Consider the following 14867-nt stretch of genomic DNA (forward strand, 5'->3'; position numbering starts at 1 on the left):
AAGATATGAGAAATGTATTGACAAATAAATGGTTTAAGTTCGGGATAGTTCTTTTTATATACTTGTTGTGGACGTTGTGGGTACAGAGTTGGTGGTTGCTGATCGGGGTACCTGTATTGTTTGATATCTATATCTCGAAGAAAGTACATTGGGCATTCTGGAAGAAAAAGAACGTGGAGAAGCAAACGAAAGCCGTCGAGTGGATTGATGCTTTGATATTTGCCGTTATTGCCGCCACGCTGATCAGAATGTTTTTTTTCGAGGCGTACACGATCCCGACGTCTTCCATGGAGAAAACCATGCTAGTGGGGGATTATTTGTTCGTGAGTAAGGTCGCTTACGGACCGAAGTTGCCGAACACCCCTTTATCAGTACCTTTTACACATCATACCTTACCTTTCACGCAATCCACGAAAGCGTATTCCGAGGCAATACAGTGGCCTTACAAGCGCATCGGCGGGTTGGGCAAGGTGAAACGGAATGATATTGTTGTGTTTAATTTCCCAGCGGGGGATACGGTTGTCGTGGGGAACGAGAATCCGGACTATTATTCACAGATACGTAGCCATGCGAACTACATGGAGCAGGTTGCTAAAGAAAAAAATATGGATTTGACACCGGAAGAAGCATGGACGTTTGCCCGGAATCAAATATGGAAAGAGAAGGACATCATCGCCCGCCCGGTGGATAAACGGGAAAACTATATCAAGAGATGCGTGGGGATGCCGGGAGATGTGTTGGAGATGAAAGATGCCGTGTTATACGTGAACGGGCAAAAGGAAGAGAATTACGCTACCATGCAGTTGAATTATCATATTAAGGTGACTTCCCCGTTTAATCAATTGAAGTTGCAGGAGATGGGGATTGCTTTGGATGACATTCAATATTACAATAATAATTATAAGTTGCCTTTAACACCGGAGATGTTGGAGAAGATCAAGGCGATGCCTAACGTGGTTTCTGTCACTCGAGAGACGGAGCGGGGAGAGGTGTTCCCGTATAGTGAGGCTTACCCGTGGACGAGAGATGATTTCGGTCCGCTGCCGATTCCGAAGAAGGGGGAAACGATTGATCTGACTATCGAGAATTTACCTTTGTACGAGCGTATTATCGGGGCTTACGAGGAGAATAAGCTGGAAGTGAAGGATTCCGTTATCTATATAAACGGGAATCCGGCGGATAAATATACCTTCAAAATGGATTACTATTGGATGATGGGTGATAATCGTCATAATTCGGCGGACTCCCGTTACTGGGGATTCGTGCCCGAAGATCATATCGTGGGTAAGGCTTATTTCATCTGGCTTTCCTTGGATAAGGATAAATCTTTCTTGGGTAAGATACGATGGAACAGGATGTTTCGGTTTATACATTAAAAAAAAGCGGCTTAGCCGCTTTTTTTGTTAATTAATTTATTAACTTGTCAGTGTTTTGAAATACTACAATTATGGCAAAGAGTAAAACTAAAAAGACATTTGTATTAGATACGAACGTTATCCTTCATGATTATAGATCGATTTACAATTTCGAGGATAATGATATCGTTATCCCGATAACGGTTCTCGAGGAGTTGGATAAATTCAAACGGGGAAATGACCAGATTAATTACCACGCGCGGGAGTTTGCGCGGGAATTGGATCAGATTTCGGGGGAGGATTTCTTTGTTAAAGGAGCTTCTTTGGGTAAAGGCAAAGGAAATCTTTTTATCCAGACGGGAGTGCCGTTTAACGAGAAGATAAACGAGTCGTTCAGTGAGGATATTCCGGATCACAGGATATTGGCTATTGCCGCTTATATTACAGAGAAGAGGAAGGGTGAAAAGGTTGTTTTGGTGTCGAAAGATATGAATTTGAGGATGAAAGCGAGGTCTCTGGATATTTTGGCAGAGGACTATAAGACGGATCAAGTGAAGAATTTGGAAGTGTCGTTGAGCAAGTGCGTGATCACGAAAGAGGATTTCTCGCAAGACTTGATCGCCAAACTTTACGAGAGCGGGGAAGCCGGGGTTCCGGTGGAAACGTTCTTCCCGAAAGAGGATATTAAAGGAAATAATTATTACATATTAAAGAACGGCAGTAATTCCGTTCTGGCCTGTTATGATCCTACGCGGAGAGTTGTGCGGAAAGTGGAGAAATTGAATACTTTCGGAATCTACCCGAAGAACTCGGAGCAGGCATTCGCGTTGGATGCATTGATGAACCCGAATATATCCCTTGTTGCCTTGAGTGGTAAGGCGGGAACGGGTAAGACATTGTTGGCGTTAGCGGCGGCATTGCAACAAAATAAGGCTTTCGAGCAGATTTATCTGGCTCGTCCTATCGTGGCATTATCCAATAGGGATTTAGGGTATTTACCGGGTGACGTGAACGAGAAAGTAGGTCCTTATATGCAGCCTCTATTCGATAATCTGGCGGTTATCAAGCATCGTTATAATATGCATAGTCAGGAGAACCGCTTGATTGATGATATGTTGAAAGACGAACGTTTGGTTATTTCCGCGTTGGCATACATCCGCGGACGGAGCTTGTCAAACGTGTTCTTTATCGTTGACGAAGCCCAGAACCTTACCCCGCATGAGGTGAAGACGATTATCACACGTGCCGGAGAAGGGGTGAAGATGGTGTTCACGGGAGATATTGATCAGATCGATTCTCCTTATCTGGATCGTCAGTCTAACGGTTTGTCACATCTGTTCGACCGGATGCAGGGACAAGAGATTTTCGCCCACGTGCATCTGGAGAAAGGGGAACGGAGTTACCTTGCAGAGGTGGCTAGTAACTTGTTGTAATAGTCGAATTAGTAGTTTATAAGGTTTATAAAGTTCATAAAGTTTATAAGGTTCATAGCCCCCTGCGGGGCGCTTTGTCCACGACAGCTTTAGCTGTCGATAAATATAGTCCGAAGGACACCCGTCACTTTATAAACCTTATAAACTTTATGAACTTTATAGACTCATTTTATGAATATATTGGGATTTCTGGGTGCGGCAATTCTGTTGACATTGATGCCGGGACCCGATATTTTGTTCGTGATAACACAAAGTATTATCCGGGGAAAAAAGGCGGGAATCATTTTTGCTTGTGGGTTGTGTACCGGGTTGATCGTTCACACGGCGGCAGTCAGTTTGGGACTTTCCTTGATTCTGTACAAATCTCCGGTGGCCTTTGCCGTGCTGAAGTATCTGGGGGCGGGGTATTTAATCTATCTGGGTATCAAGTCTTTTATTCATCGTAACGAGAACTCGATGGAGTTGCCTGCTTCCGGGGGAGCGGAATACAAGCTATACCGCAAGGGTATTCTGATGAATGTCTTGAACCCCAAGGTTCTCGTGTTTTTTATAGCGTTTTTTCCCGGATTCGTCAATCCGGCAACGGAGAATCCGGCAGGTGAATTTCTGTTGCTGGGCGTGCTTTTTATGGCACAGGCTATCGTTATATTCTCGCTGGTAGCTTTGTTGGCAGACCGGTTATCCCGTCGTTTGATGCAAAACAACCGTTTCTCGTTGATTATGCATATCATCGAGTCGTTGGTGTATTTCGCTATCGGTATCAGTTTGATCTTTGTGACCGTGGGATCAGAACTTCCTCAAGCGTAATATGCGGGGGATATATGTTGAAATATGACGCGCTTTTTTCGTATCGTAGACGTCGGCTATTTTAATTAAAATAGCTGTTTCTTCCACACCGCCGAATCCCGGGTTTATCGCCGTACCGAATGATTTCATCGAGGGCGACAGGCTCATGTAGGCGTTCACGAGAGGAGGTATGTTTTCCCCTTGTTCACGCACGTAACGGGAAAGTATCCTGTAATCTTCCTCGTAACTGTTCCCGCAGAGGATGCTGCCGAGTTTTCTATCGTCGATATGTATTTCCAAAGGAACGATAGGTTCAACCAATCCTTCGTTGTCTTTAAAATACTTGCGCATGAAGAAAAGTATCATGTCGCGGGCTTTTATGTTGAAGCTGGTGTACATGGTGACTTTACCGAAGAAGTATTCCATCTCCGGGTTCTCCACGGTAAGGGCTCCCAATCCGTCCCATAGATTATCCAAGGCAAAAAGGGATTTCCGTCCCATTTTGGTGGATTGATACAAAGGTTGAACGAAAGAGCGTCCGAGTTCTATCATCTTGGTGAGGTACTCCTTTTTGAAGCGCTCTGAAAAACGGAATAACTCCGTGGTCGCGAGATTGGGCTCTCCCTCCGCGTTCAGAGAGAGGTTGTCGCAAAGGATATAACGGTAGCCACCCAGTATTTCCTGCTCTTTCGGGTCCCACACGATAAGTTGCTGATAGGGTACCTGTTCATCCACGTCGAACGGGTCTATATCTACTTCTTTTCCTGTTCCGCCCCCCGCTGTCCTGAAAGTCAATTCACGTAACCGTCCGACCTCTCTCATGAGGTTGGGACTGTTGAAGGCATTGAACGAGTATATTTCATTATTGCCTTTATTGGTTTTCCGGATAAATCTTTCTTCCGTTAATTCAGCTAGCAATTTTGCTTTATCGACAGGATAAATAACTGGTTGCATAATTTTGAATCTATAAACTATATACGTTTTTTTTCACTTCTGCTGCCCACTCTTTGGGAGTCTTACTTTTATCGAACGTTTCCCACGGGATGGGTTTACCTATACTTAATGTGAATGTAGAACCTTTTTTATTGAATGTTTCCTTGGGGAGGCACATCATTTCGAGGTTTACTTTCAAGCCTATTTTTTTTCTGAAGTTAGCGAGGTTGTAGAAGAACTTGGAGTTCTCGCCTTTCACGTGTATCGGAACAATATCACGTTGGTATTTCACGGCTTTCACGATAAAGCTCTTTTGCCACTCGGGATCAATGATTACCCCCTTGGTCTTACGACTGACCATCCCTGCCGGGAAGGTGATTATTTGCGCGTTGGAAGCGAAAGCGTTTTCGAGATCGGCAGCGGCTTCTTTTGCCAGAGCCCCGTGCTTGTTGACGGGCAGGAAGATGTTGTTCAAGTTCTTCAAGTTCATCAACAAGTCGTTTACCGGGAATTTTAACGGACTGTATTTTCTACCCAAATAGGAGATTAGTATAATTCCGTCCGGACCGCCGAGAACGTGGTTGGCGGCGAATATATATCGTCCGTTGGGATCGGGAAGGTTTTCTTCTCCCTCGATTTTAAAAGATAAGTCAAGATATTCCATGACTCCGTCAGCGAAATCGAGTCCCTTGCGGTCCCCGTATTTCGAGATAAAATCGTTGATTTGGTCCTGGCAAATTAATCTTTTTAAGAATGAATAAACGAATTTAGGAATCCAGCGTGCTAATTTTGGATTTTTGCTCTTAAAAAGTTGTTCAATGTATATCGGTTTAACAGTTTCTTCCATAATTATTGTGAATTGCTCTCTCTTACTTCAAAAGTTTTGACAAAGATAAAAAACCTTATTCAATAAAATTCGTTATAGAGGATATGAATTGAAAAATATGAACATTTTTAATGAATGGAATAAGTTGAACGCAAAAAAAGAGAACTATGAAAAAATTATCTTTGATAAGTAGTGGAGTTATTTTGATGCTTTCTTTCTTGATGGTGGGGTGTAATACCATGAAGAAGTTAGAGAGAGAAGCCATCGAAACGGCAGTAGTGGGGAAGGTCTCACCTCAGCAGTTGACAGCGGTGGATGGAACGGTGAATTTTAATTATAATATTGCTTTCGCTCCCAAGCAGTTTTATAAGAAGTTAATTTTGAAAGTGACTCCCAAGATGCAATATCCCGGTGGAGAAGAGGCTATGGCACCACTTTATTTCCAAGGAGAGAAAGTGAAAGGAACGGATTATCCCGTGGTAGAGTACAAGGGTAATACAATGGCAACTTATAATTTGTCTTTCCCGTACCGTGACGGTATGCAGAAAGGCGTGCTAATCGCGGATATCGAGGCAATCATGAAGAACAAGAGCGTTACTTTGACTCCTGCTATATTGAACACGAACGGGGTGAAAGAGTGGAAAACTTACGCTTATTCCTTACCTAATAATCCTAACGCGATACCGTTGTTTACCGAAACATTCGTGAAAGATGTTCCCGCTACGGGCGTAGGTGTGGTCAGCGGTTATGTATTGTTCCCGTTATCTCAATCCGTGATCACGGACGCGCAAAAGAAATCAACCGTGATGACGCAGGCCGCTAAGGTTATGAAAGAAGTGTTGGCTAATAAGGATGCCAAGATCACGAAGATGGTAATGTATGTTTCCAGTTCTCCTGAAGGACCGGAGAGATTGAACAAGAATCTAACGACGAACCGTTTCAAGGCTGCCAAGTCTTTCTTCGAGAAAGACCTTGCTCTGGCAAATACTCCGGTGGCAAAGGATTCCAAACTTATCGTGTCTAATTTGGTAGACGAGAATTGGGATGGTTTGTATCTGTTGTTGGATGACTCTAATATACGTAATAAAGCCGCGATCGTGAAAGATTTGAAGGCTGCCCCGAGTTTGGCAAAACGTGAAGCTGTTCTTGATTCATATATCAAGTCGGTTCCGGAGTTGAAAGATGTTGTTCTTCCTGTTCTTCGTCGTGCTGACTTCTTTATATTCTACACGATGCCTGCTGTTATACAGGTAGAGAATCAGGCAACTGCTTATTATGTACCTCAATTACAGGAAAATTCAGTGTTGTCTGCACAGACTGACGTGAGTTTATTGAATGATTTGGCCGCTATGGCTATCCGGAATAAGGATTACCGGAAAGCCAAGAAGTTGTTGGAGTCGGCTGCCGTGATGAAAGAGCAACCGGAAGTGTTCAATAATCTGGGTATCGTGTACCAAAACGAGGGAAATAATACGCAAGCCCAAAATATGTATTCCAAAGCATCTATCAAGAAAGAGGCCAAGTACAATTTAGGTATGTTGCTATTGCAGCAAGGCGAGTATAACAAGGCTATTCCTTACTTGAAAGCAATGCCCGATGTAAACCTTGCTTATGCGCAATTGATGGCTAATGACAATCGTGCCGCTTTACAGACCTTCAAGAGTTTGAACTTGACGACAGGATATGAATATTACTTGATGGCTGTAGCTGCTGCCAGATTGAAAGATACGCAGACCATGGCTGACGCTTTGCAGAAAGCGATACAGCTTGATCCGCAAATGAAAGAAAAAGCTCAGATGGATAGAGAATTTTATCCTTACGCGCAAGAAACGATTTATTTGAATATTGTTGATTAAAATTGTTTGACTTTGCATTGTTGAATAGGGTTATAGCGGAGGCTATGACCCTATTTGCTATTGTATAAAAGCCAACCTGCAACTTGCAGAGCCGTAGGCTCAACTTGTAACTTGCAACTTTGTAAAGCAATTTATCGCTTTACAAAACCTTATCCGGATTCTGTTTGATGAAATCTCCCCAGTCTTTGCATTTGGAACCGCCTGTTGTCGGAAGGTTGCCCTGTATATGGTGGCAATAAGCGATGGCGATAGCGTCCGTTTCGTCCAGTGTCGAAATGGTGTCGGGCATAACCATAAACTTGCCTAACAGAATGGCAATCTGTTCTTTTGATGCCTCTCCTGTACCCGTGATGCTCATCTTGATTTTTTTTGGAGCGTACTCGAAGATAGGGATGTTACGTTGCAGTGCGGCAGCTATGGCCACGCCTTGCGCACGTCCCAACTTGAGCATGGATTGGATGTTTTTCCCGTAAAACTGTGATTCAATGGCTAATTCGTCCGGGTGATAGGAGTCAATGACTTGCAGGGTTCTCTGGAATACCCGTTGTAACTTCAGATATGGATCATCCAGTTTCTTCATGTCCACGACTCCGGACACGACAAGTTCGGGTCTGCTGTTCTTTCCGGTAGTGCGGAGAATTGCGTATCCCATGAAATTAGTTCCGGGATCGATGCCCATGATTAGTTTTTCCATATCCTTTAGATTTCTATACTTCTTCCAGCGTGGTGCTGAAATGAAGCATTTTTTCTCCGAACATTTCTGTCAATACACCCAGTAATTTTTCTTTGTATAGTTCCATGAAAACAGCGTAATCGTTTGCAACGGAGAAAACGAGTTGCAGGGAGAACGATTTTCCATCCTCTTCATTTACCAGTATTCTGGTGAACAGAACGTCACAGCATACTCCTTTGGTTTTGACGAAAGGAATATAAAATTCGTGGATGGCTTTTCTGAATGCCCCCTCTATTTCTTCTTCGACGTGGAATGTTGTGTTGTAAATAAAACGCATAGGTGTCGAGATGAAATTTAGGACGTGACCGCTGACGGTCATGTCCTAAATTGATTATTATCTGATATAGTCCGTACCCATGAATCCGCGTAAAACGTCGGGTACACGGATGCCTTCCGGTGTTTGGTTATTTTCCAGCAAGGAAGCCACGATTCTCGGCAGAGCTAGCGCACTACCGTTAAGCGTGTGAGCCATGATGGTTTTCTTCTCTCCTTTGTCCCGGAAACGCAGTTTCAAGCGATTCGCTTGGTATTCCTCGAAATTGGAGACGGAACTGACTTCCAACCAACGATTCTGGGCTTTGGAATATACCTCGAAATCGTAAGTAAGGGCAGACGTGAAACTCAGGTCACCACCGCACAACCGAACGATACGGTAAGGTAGTTCCAGTTTTTGCAACAAGCCTTCCACGTGTTTTACCATACCGTCCAGAGCCTCGTAAGACGCTTCCGGGCGAGTGATTTGCACGATTTCCACTTTATCGAACTGGTGCAGACGATTCAATCCGCGCACGTCCTTACCGTATGAACCCGCTTCCCGGCGGAAACAAGCCGAATAGGCAGTGTTTTTTACCGGCAACTGGTCCGCGTCAAGAATAACATCCCGGTAAAGGTTCGTTACCGGAACTTCTGCTGTCGGGATAAGGTAAAGTTTATCCTCGTTCACGTAATACATTTGTCCGTCCTTGTCGGGCAATTGTCCGGTTCCGAAGCCGGAATCTTCATTCACCACAAGGGGCGGTTGTACTTCCTCGAACCCGGCTTTGATGTTTTCTTCCAGAAAGAAATAGATCAAGGCTCTTTGCAAACGGGCTCCCAATCCTTTGTACACGGGGAATCCTGCTCCGGTGATTTTTACACCTACCTCGAAATCGATTAATTGATATTTCTTTGCCAGATCCCAGTGGGGGAGTTGTCCTTCCTCGTGGGCGGGCACGTTGTCGCATACTTTCACGATCACGTTGTCGGCATCGCTTTTGCCGGGAGGTACGGAGTCGTGGGGAAGGTTCGGCAGGCGCACGATGAGCGTGTTCAACTCGTTCAGCGTTTCGTTGTGCTTGGTTGTCAACGCGGCGATTTCCTCTTTCAAACGGGTGGTGTTTGCACGGGCAGTTTCCGCTTCCTCTTTTTTTCCTTCTTTCATCAACGAGCCGATTTGTTTCGAGATGCTATTCATTTCGGCTTGTTTATCGTCTGATTCTTTTTGAAGGTTCTTTCTCTCGTTGTCAAGAGAGATGATTTTTTCTACTAATTCCTTGGCATCAAAGTTTTTCACGGCTAATTTACGAATCACCGTTTCTTTGTTTTCCTGAATAAATTTAAGGTTTAGCATCCCGTCTTAATTTTAGGTTTTAGATTTTAGATTACGGGAACAAAAGGCTTTTGAGGATACCGTTGTTCCGGGGTGTAAAAATAAAAAAACTCCTGTACTTTACCAAGGACAGGAGTTCGAAATATGTTCATTTTTCTGTTTACTCGGCAATAGCTTCAACAGAAACGTACGATTTGTTGTCTTGTTTCTTTTTGAAAACAACTTTTCCGTCGATCAACGCGAACAAGGTATGATCTCTACCTAATCCCACGTTCAATCCGGGGTTGTGTACAGTTCCTCTTTGACGAACAATAATACTACCAGCCTTGGCGAATTGTCCGCCGAAAATCTTTACTCCTAATCGTTTGCTTTCTGATTCACGACCGTTCTTAGAGCTACCGACTCCTTTCTTGTGTGCCATATCGTCTTATAATTTTAGAAGTTACAAAATAAATTAAGCGTTGATCGTTTCGATCTGAATTTGAGTCATACATTGACGATGACCGTTCTTTTTGCAGTATCCTTTTCTTCTCTTTTTCTTGAAGATGATTACTTTGTCAGCTTTCAAGTGAGATAATACTTTTGCCGTAACTTTGGCTCCTTCTACAATTGGAGTACCGATTTTGATATCTCCTTCATTGTCCACTAAAAACACTTTGTCAAATTCTACTTGAGAACCTTCTTCTGCAGCCAGTCTGTGAACATAGACTTTACGGTCTTTCTCAACTTTGAATTGTTGTCCTGCGATTTCTACAATTGCGTACATTGTTCTAATTCATTTTTAAGTTAATACCATGGGGTGGGCATTTCTCCGCTTGGTGTACCCCTGAGGTTAAATTTTCGCTCGGCAAAAGTAGTAATTGTTTTTGAAACGGCAAAGATTTCACTGAATAAAACGGTGTTGTTTTTAATAGAAATTCTTTGGATTCGTATTTTTGAGTGGATATTGAATAATTAAAGGTAAAATGTCGTGAATGGTAGTGAGATATTATTGCTAATATCATGAAGCGGGTCGAAATCAAGAATGGTAATTCAAGAAAATAATGATATTATGATTAGTTTTGTGTGTTTGCTTGAATTTTATCAAAATACGAAGAAGTATTTAGTATATTGCCGATATATGGAAAATTATTCTTATTAAATTTGATGATTTTCAAAATAGCTAAAAATATACTATATTGCCTAATGAACTATTTTTTTTAATCTTTTTAAAAATAGGGTAAATTCTTTGATATATGAATTTATTTTAATATTTTTGTAATACTAATTATTTACTAATTTAAAATACAAATAACATGAAAAAGAGGATCGTTTTTATCATCGCGTTATTTTTAGGGTTGACAGGATTCAATGGGGAAAGTAGAATTATAGAGCAAAATAGTGTGAATTTCCAAGAGAGGGTTGCACTTGTAGGTTATGCACCCCAAATAGTCAGACCGCTCAAGGATCTTATAGCTCCAGAAGGAAGTTCTATTACCTTTGTTGCCACTGTTTCGTTATCTGATTGTTTGGCGGTATGGTACAAGAATGGAGAAATATTACCAGTTGGGGGAAGGTTCCAATTTTATATGAAAAAAAATACTGCAAAATTGACAATAGTAGATGTATTTCCAGAAGATGCTGGAGTGTATGTGGTGAAATTTCAAAACAGATATGGAGAGGCTATATCGACGGCGCGACTATTTGTTGAATTGTCGAGATAAAAATAATTCTATTCGGTTTGTCGGCAAGAATTACTTCAAGATATATTGGAAATATTCTTGAAGTAATTCTTAACTATGAACTTTCTTTTATCAAAATGATACTTTTGAGCAGGTGTTATACAATCAAAATTGAGCGTTATGAGCGGTAATCATGTCTTTATTGAAACTTTATATGGGTTCAAACGTGCCCGACGGAATGTCATCTTTTGGATGTTTGTAATTCTTGGAATCGTGGGAATCGTCCTTTACGTGTTCACGCCGTTGTCTGCTTTGCCTCATGTCAAAAGTATCGATCAACTTTTAAGGCAACCTCCGATGGAATGGGTATCCCGGGCATTACCTTCATCCATTCCCTTCACGTGTGCTTACTTGTTCAACATCTTGCAACTTTTCTTCGTGACGGTACTCGTTATCAACGACACGAGATTAGTCCGTGTGGATAGTAGGGATGCCTTGAACGTTCACCCGCAAGGGAACTCGGAGAGTGCGGCAGGGAGCATAGTGGGAAAACTCGTTGCTATCTCCATAATCAACGTGTTAATCCTCGGTTTTTGCGGATTGCTGAACCTTCTTTTTTATCCCAAGGTGTTTAACATCGGGTATTACCTATTTTATTGGTTGACGCTAAACCTTCCAACCCTTATCTTTTGCTTGGGGGTATCTACTCTTGTGTCAAGGCTAACGAGGAATCAAGGCTTGAGTGTGATTTTTTTGGCGTTAATTCTTGGATTGATGCCCCTTCCCGGTTCGGTTTGGCTAAACGGGTTATTTGACCCTCTGGCGGCAAGGATTCCCAATATGTTTTCCGATTTCACAGGCCACGTGCCCCCCGGTAGTTACTTGCTGCAACGGGTATTTATCTTGTTCCTCGGGATAGGGCTGGCTGTTCTTGCCGTGATCCCTTACCCTAGGATTCATAATAATGTGCGGGCGGCATTCCGATTGGCACGTGTGACACTGCTTCCCTTGCTTCTTGCCGGAGGTTTTGCGGTCGCTTACGGTTTCCAATCCGTGTCTAATGAACGGGAAGCATTCCGGGAAACTTATTCAAAGTACACCCCCAGAAAGGTTTTAAAAATTGCCGACAATCAACTCCATTTGAAAGAAACGGAAAACGGGGGTATCTTCGTGACCAGTCGAATGACTGTAGCAAACAAGGATAACGAGGAACTTCCTTTGATTCTTTATTTGAATCCCGGACTTGTGATCTCCTCGGTTACCGTAGACGGGGCAAATGTCAAGTACCAGCGTGAACTGCAAGTGCTTCTTGCGGACTGTAAGGTTTCTCCCGGCGAGACAAAAGAAGTGATCGTGAAATACGAGGGGAAAATCGACAATAGTTTTTGTTTTCTCGATACCCCGGAAGAGAAGTATGCTTCCCCGGCAGTGAACACAATTGATATTTACCATTTCGGTTATAGTCCCGCATTTTGCGAGAAAGGGTACAAATTACTCACGCCGGAATGTGCTTGGTACCCGGTCAGTGTGCCTCCCTACGATGCATCCGGTTTCAGGCGAGCCATGTTTACCCGCTACAAATTGGAAGTGGAACATGATCCGAATTTGGTGGCAATATGCCAGGGAGAGGCGAATCGGGAAACGCATGGGAAGACAATGTTCACCTTCGAGCATGACATGAAAGGAATTAGTCTTTGTGTAGGTAATTACAAAAAACGGGAAATCATAGTCGGTAGTGATGAGAAAAGATGGGAATGGGATCAATCAATTCCTGACTCTAAAATATCGAAGTTTGCAAAGGATGAATATCCGACGCGGGTAGAGTTTTTCTACTTGCCCGAACATGAGTTTATGCTCGATATTTATGATAAAATCCCTAAAGAGGAGTGGAAGAACATAATCGAAAGTGCTAAAGTTTCAATAGGATTTTATGGTAATAATAACAATTATGCCGTAAAACGCATGATGAATAAAATTGCCGTTGATCCCACGCTACAATATCCTTACAGTTGGATCACCATAGTGGAAGTGCCGTGTGCTTTTCATGTGTTCACGGGGAAGGCCTTGCAGGAGGGAGAAAGGGTACAAGGGGGAATGATATTTCTCCCGGAAAAGAAATACTCGGTGGACATGTCTTTCTTTTCTGACAACAAGAGATTGAAAACTCAATTACGATCGTACGAAGAACCAGAAACTCAATTATGGTTTGATAATGAATTTCAACTGTTTGAGCGAGGAAGTTATGGTCTGGAATCAAGCGGTATGGGTAACACGAGTTTCGTTTACTCTGACGAGTGTCCTTTGATTAATGATGTCTTGTCTTTGGCTTTTAATCCCAACTTAAGTTGGGAGCATGGGACGGATATAGAGTACTATGTCCTCGATTACATGAAAGAGCATAGTCTGGAAGAGGCTTTGAGTGATCCCTTATTGTCCCCGGATCTGCTTGATAAGATTATCCGCAAAAAATGTATGGAGTTAAACGCTCTGTTGGCGATCAGAATCGGGAAAAAAGAATTTAACGATGCTTATCATGATTTCCTCAAGCGACACCTTTTCGAGGAAACGACTCTAGAGGAATTTTCTCGAGAAGTCTTCGCCCATTTTAATGTTAGGTTGGACTCCATTGTTATGAATTGGTTTAGAAGTAACGAGTTACCTCTTTTCGAGATAGACGGTCACGTCATTTATGTGGTGGATGAGAGGTATCGTATGCACAATACGTACGATATCAAGGTGTTTAACCGGGGAAAAGTGCCGGGTATTGTCCAGACGAGTGGTTACCGACCGGAAATGTGGATTATTCCTCCGGGAGAAGGACGGGCTATAAGAGCGCATGTATCTGCTGATAATACTAACATATATACCATTATGGCTTTAAATATCCCGGGATATGTTGAATTATCAAGCGAGAAAAGGGATGTCTATACCGACACCACCACGTGGTATTTACCCCTCGATTCGACCTCGTTCTCAACTGTGAACGAGAACGAGATTATCGTGGATGACGCTGATCCGGGATTCACTATCCTTGAAACCAGAAAGTTTAATATAGCTTCTTTGTTCGGACAAGTCGAGACTCGTGCCAAGTATTACAAGTTTCCCCCTGAAGAGCACTGGGGTTTTACGGTCAAAGAGGCTGGTGGTTATGGTTTTCCCGTGAAAGGAGCGTATTTTAAACAAGCCGGCAAGGGTAACCAAAAAGTGCAGTGGGAAGCCGATTTGCCGGAAGTAACATACGAGGTGTTTTGTTATCAACCTTTTGAAAGAAACAGAATCAGTGATTTCTTAAGGGAGTACTATTATACTGTATTTGACGGGAAGGAAGAACACGAGGTTGTGCTTTCTATGAGTAAGGATGATGGGGGATGGTTGTCCTTGGGTGTTTTTGATTTCCACGGGAAGGGAAGGGTGACATTGAGTGACAGGGATCGTAAACGTAATTCCGCTGACAAAGATAGTGACCCGCAAGTTGTCGTTGCTGATGCCATAAAGTGGGTTAAAGTTCAGAAATAATAGTCTGTATTATCGTTGGAAAAGTTTATATTATACTTCGCTTCACGTTATTCAAGTGAAGCGAAGTGTTGTTAATTAATTATTCGAGACTGAAAATACGGCACGAGTGTATAGGATAGAGAATCGTGTTCTTGTTCGATATTATTTGTAATAAAAAACATTGTGTCCTATTTTAGTTAG

General features: G+C 42.7%; 13 protein-coding genes. 6 read left to right on the plus strand and 7 right to left on the minus strand.

Translation table 11 applies throughout. The annotated features are described in order from the left end of the window. The first annotated feature begins 5 nt into the window (after positions 1-5). The 3 genes from lepB (at position 6) to H8S64_RS05380 (ending at position 3595) form a co-directional block, all read left to right on the plus strand. Positions 6-1376 carry a signal peptidase I gene (gene lepB, locus H8S64_RS05370; RefSeq protein WP_186975269.1) on the plus strand — a complete coding sequence of 457 codons (1371 nt, stop codon included), beginning with the start codon at positions 6-8 and terminating at the stop codon, positions 1374-1376. Between the two features lie 71 nt (positions 1377-1447). Further along, positions 1448-2788, plus strand: a complete 1341-nt coding sequence (locus H8S64_RS05375) for a PhoH family protein (RefSeq protein ID WP_099292275.1) — start codon at positions 1448-1450, stop codon at positions 2786-2788. 171 nt (positions 2789-2959) lie between these two features. Beyond that, a complete protein-coding gene (locus H8S64_RS05380) occupies positions 2960-3595 on the plus strand; it encodes a LysE family translocator (protein ID WP_186975270.1) in 636 nt (211 codons plus the stop codon). Here H8S64_RS05380 and glsB read toward each other — a convergent pair. Both glsB and glsA read right to left on the minus strand, forming a co-directional pair. Beyond that, complete coding sequence (gene glsB, locus H8S64_RS05385) at positions 3575-4528, minus strand: glycine N(alpha)-acyltransferase GlsB (RefSeq protein WP_186975271.1); 954 nt, start codon at positions 4526-4528, stop codon at positions 3575-3577. The two genes, H8S64_RS05380 and glsB, sit on opposite strands and share 21 nt — an antisense overlap. 10 nt (positions 4529-4538) lie before the next feature. Further along, positions 4539-5354 (minus strand): lyso-glycine lipid O-acyltransferase GlsA, encoded by an 816-nt coding sequence (gene glsA, locus H8S64_RS05390; protein WP_186975272.1) that lies wholly within the window; start codon positions 5352-5354, stop codon positions 4539-4541. 146 nt (positions 5355-5500) lie between these two features. On the opposite strand from glsA, the gene H8S64_RS05395 reads away from it, so the two are divergent. Further along, positions 5501-7189: a tetratricopeptide repeat protein gene (locus H8S64_RS05395; RefSeq protein ID WP_255469439.1), complete on the plus strand. Its 1689-nt coding sequence runs from the start codon at positions 5501-5503 to the stop codon at positions 7187-7189. A 139-nt stretch (positions 7190-7328) separates the two neighbouring features. Here the strand turns inward: H8S64_RS05395 and ruvC are convergent, their stop codons facing one another. The 5 genes from ruvC to rplU form a co-directional block, all read right to left on the minus strand. Further along, positions 7329-7883, minus strand: a complete 555-nt coding sequence (gene ruvC, locus H8S64_RS05400) for a crossover junction endodeoxyribonuclease RuvC (RefSeq protein ID WP_186975273.1) — start codon at positions 7881-7883, stop codon at positions 7329-7331. Positions 7884-7896: 13 nt separating this feature from the next. Further along, a complete protein-coding gene (locus H8S64_RS05405; protein ID WP_186975274.1) occupies positions 7897-8199 on the minus strand; it encodes a DUF4286 family protein in 303 nt (100 codons plus the stop codon). Between the two features lie 57 nt (positions 8200-8256). Then, complete coding sequence (gene serS / locus H8S64_RS05410) at positions 8257-9531, minus strand: serine--tRNA ligase (RefSeq protein WP_186975275.1); 1275 nt, start codon at positions 9529-9531, stop codon at positions 8257-8259. A gap of 139 nt (positions 9532-9670) precedes the next feature. Continuing rightward, positions 9671-9931 (minus strand): 50S ribosomal protein L27, encoded by a 261-nt coding sequence (rpmA, locus tag H8S64_RS05415; RefSeq protein WP_099292283.1) that lies wholly within the window; start codon positions 9929-9931, stop codon positions 9671-9673. Positions 9932-9964: 33 nt separating this feature from the next. Next, on the minus strand, positions 9965-10276 hold the full coding sequence (rplU, locus tag H8S64_RS05420; RefSeq protein WP_099292284.1) for a 50S ribosomal protein L21: 312 nt from the start codon (positions 10274-10276) through the stop codon (positions 9965-9967). A 529-nt stretch (positions 10277-10805) separates the two neighbouring features. On the opposite strand from rplU, the gene H8S64_RS05425 reads away from it, so the two are divergent. Together H8S64_RS05425 and H8S64_RS05430 are read left to right on the plus strand one after the other, a co-directional pair. After that, complete coding sequence (locus H8S64_RS05425; protein ID WP_186975276.1) at positions 10806-11213, plus strand: immunoglobulin domain-containing protein; 408 nt, start codon at positions 10806-10808, stop codon at positions 11211-11213. A gap of 138 nt (positions 11214-11351) precedes the next feature. Beyond that, a complete protein-coding gene (locus H8S64_RS05430; protein ID WP_186975277.1) occupies positions 11352-14687 on the plus strand; it encodes a carbohydrate-binding protein in 3336 nt (1111 codons plus the stop codon). Positions 14688-14867: the final 180 nt, after the last annotated feature.

This window comes from Butyricimonas hominis, from assembly GCF_014287455.1.
Taxonomy (GTDB): domain Bacteria; phylum Bacteroidota; class Bacteroidia; order Bacteroidales; family Marinifilaceae; genus Butyricimonas; species Butyricimonas muris.

Bases quoted from the DNA above. Each gene is read 5' to 3' on its own strand.
- lepB (WP_186975269.1), top strand. From the start codon at position 6: ATGAGAAATGTATTGACAAATAAATGGTTTAAGTTCGGGATAGTTCTT.
- H8S64_RS05375 (WP_099292275.1), top strand. From the start codon at position 1,448: ATGGCAAAGAGTAAAACTAAAAAGACATTTGTATTAGATACGAACGTT.
- H8S64_RS05380 (WP_186975270.1), top strand. From the start codon at position 2,960: ATGAATATATTGGGATTTCTGGGTGCGGCAATTCTGTTGACATTGATG.
- glsB (WP_186975271.1), bottom strand. From the start codon at position 4,528: ATGCAACCAGTTATTTATCCTGTCGATAAAGCAAAATTGCTAGCTGAA.
- glsA (WP_186975272.1), bottom strand. From the start codon at position 5,354: ATGGAAGAAACTGTTAAACCGATATACATTGAACAACTTTTTAAGAGC.
- H8S64_RS05395 (WP_255469439.1), top strand. From the start codon at position 5,501: ATGAAAAAATTATCTTTGATAAGTAGTGGAGTTATTTTGATGCTTTCT.
- ruvC (WP_186975273.1), bottom strand. From the start codon at position 7,883: ATGGAAAAACTAATCATGGGCATCGATCCCGGAACTAATTTCATGGGA.
- H8S64_RS05405 (WP_186975274.1), bottom strand. From the start codon at position 8,199: ATGCGTTTTATTTACAACACAACATTCCACGTCGAAGAAGAAATAGAG.
- serS (WP_186975275.1), bottom strand. From the start codon at position 9,531: ATGCTAAACCTTAAATTTATTCAGGAAAACAAAGAAACGGTGATTCGT.
- rpmA (WP_099292283.1), bottom strand. From the start codon at position 9,931: ATGGCACACAAGAAAGGAGTCGGTAGCTCTAAGAACGGTCGTGAATCA.
- rplU (WP_099292284.1), bottom strand. From the start codon at position 10,276: ATGTACGCAATTGTAGAAATCGCAGGACAACAATTCAAAGTTGAGAAA.
- H8S64_RS05425 (WP_186975276.1), top strand. From the start codon at position 10,806: ATGAAAAAGAGGATCGTTTTTATCATCGCGTTATTTTTAGGGTTGACA.
- H8S64_RS05430 (WP_186975277.1), top strand. From the start codon at position 11,352: ATGAGCGGTAATCATGTCTTTATTGAAACTTTATATGGGTTCAAACGT.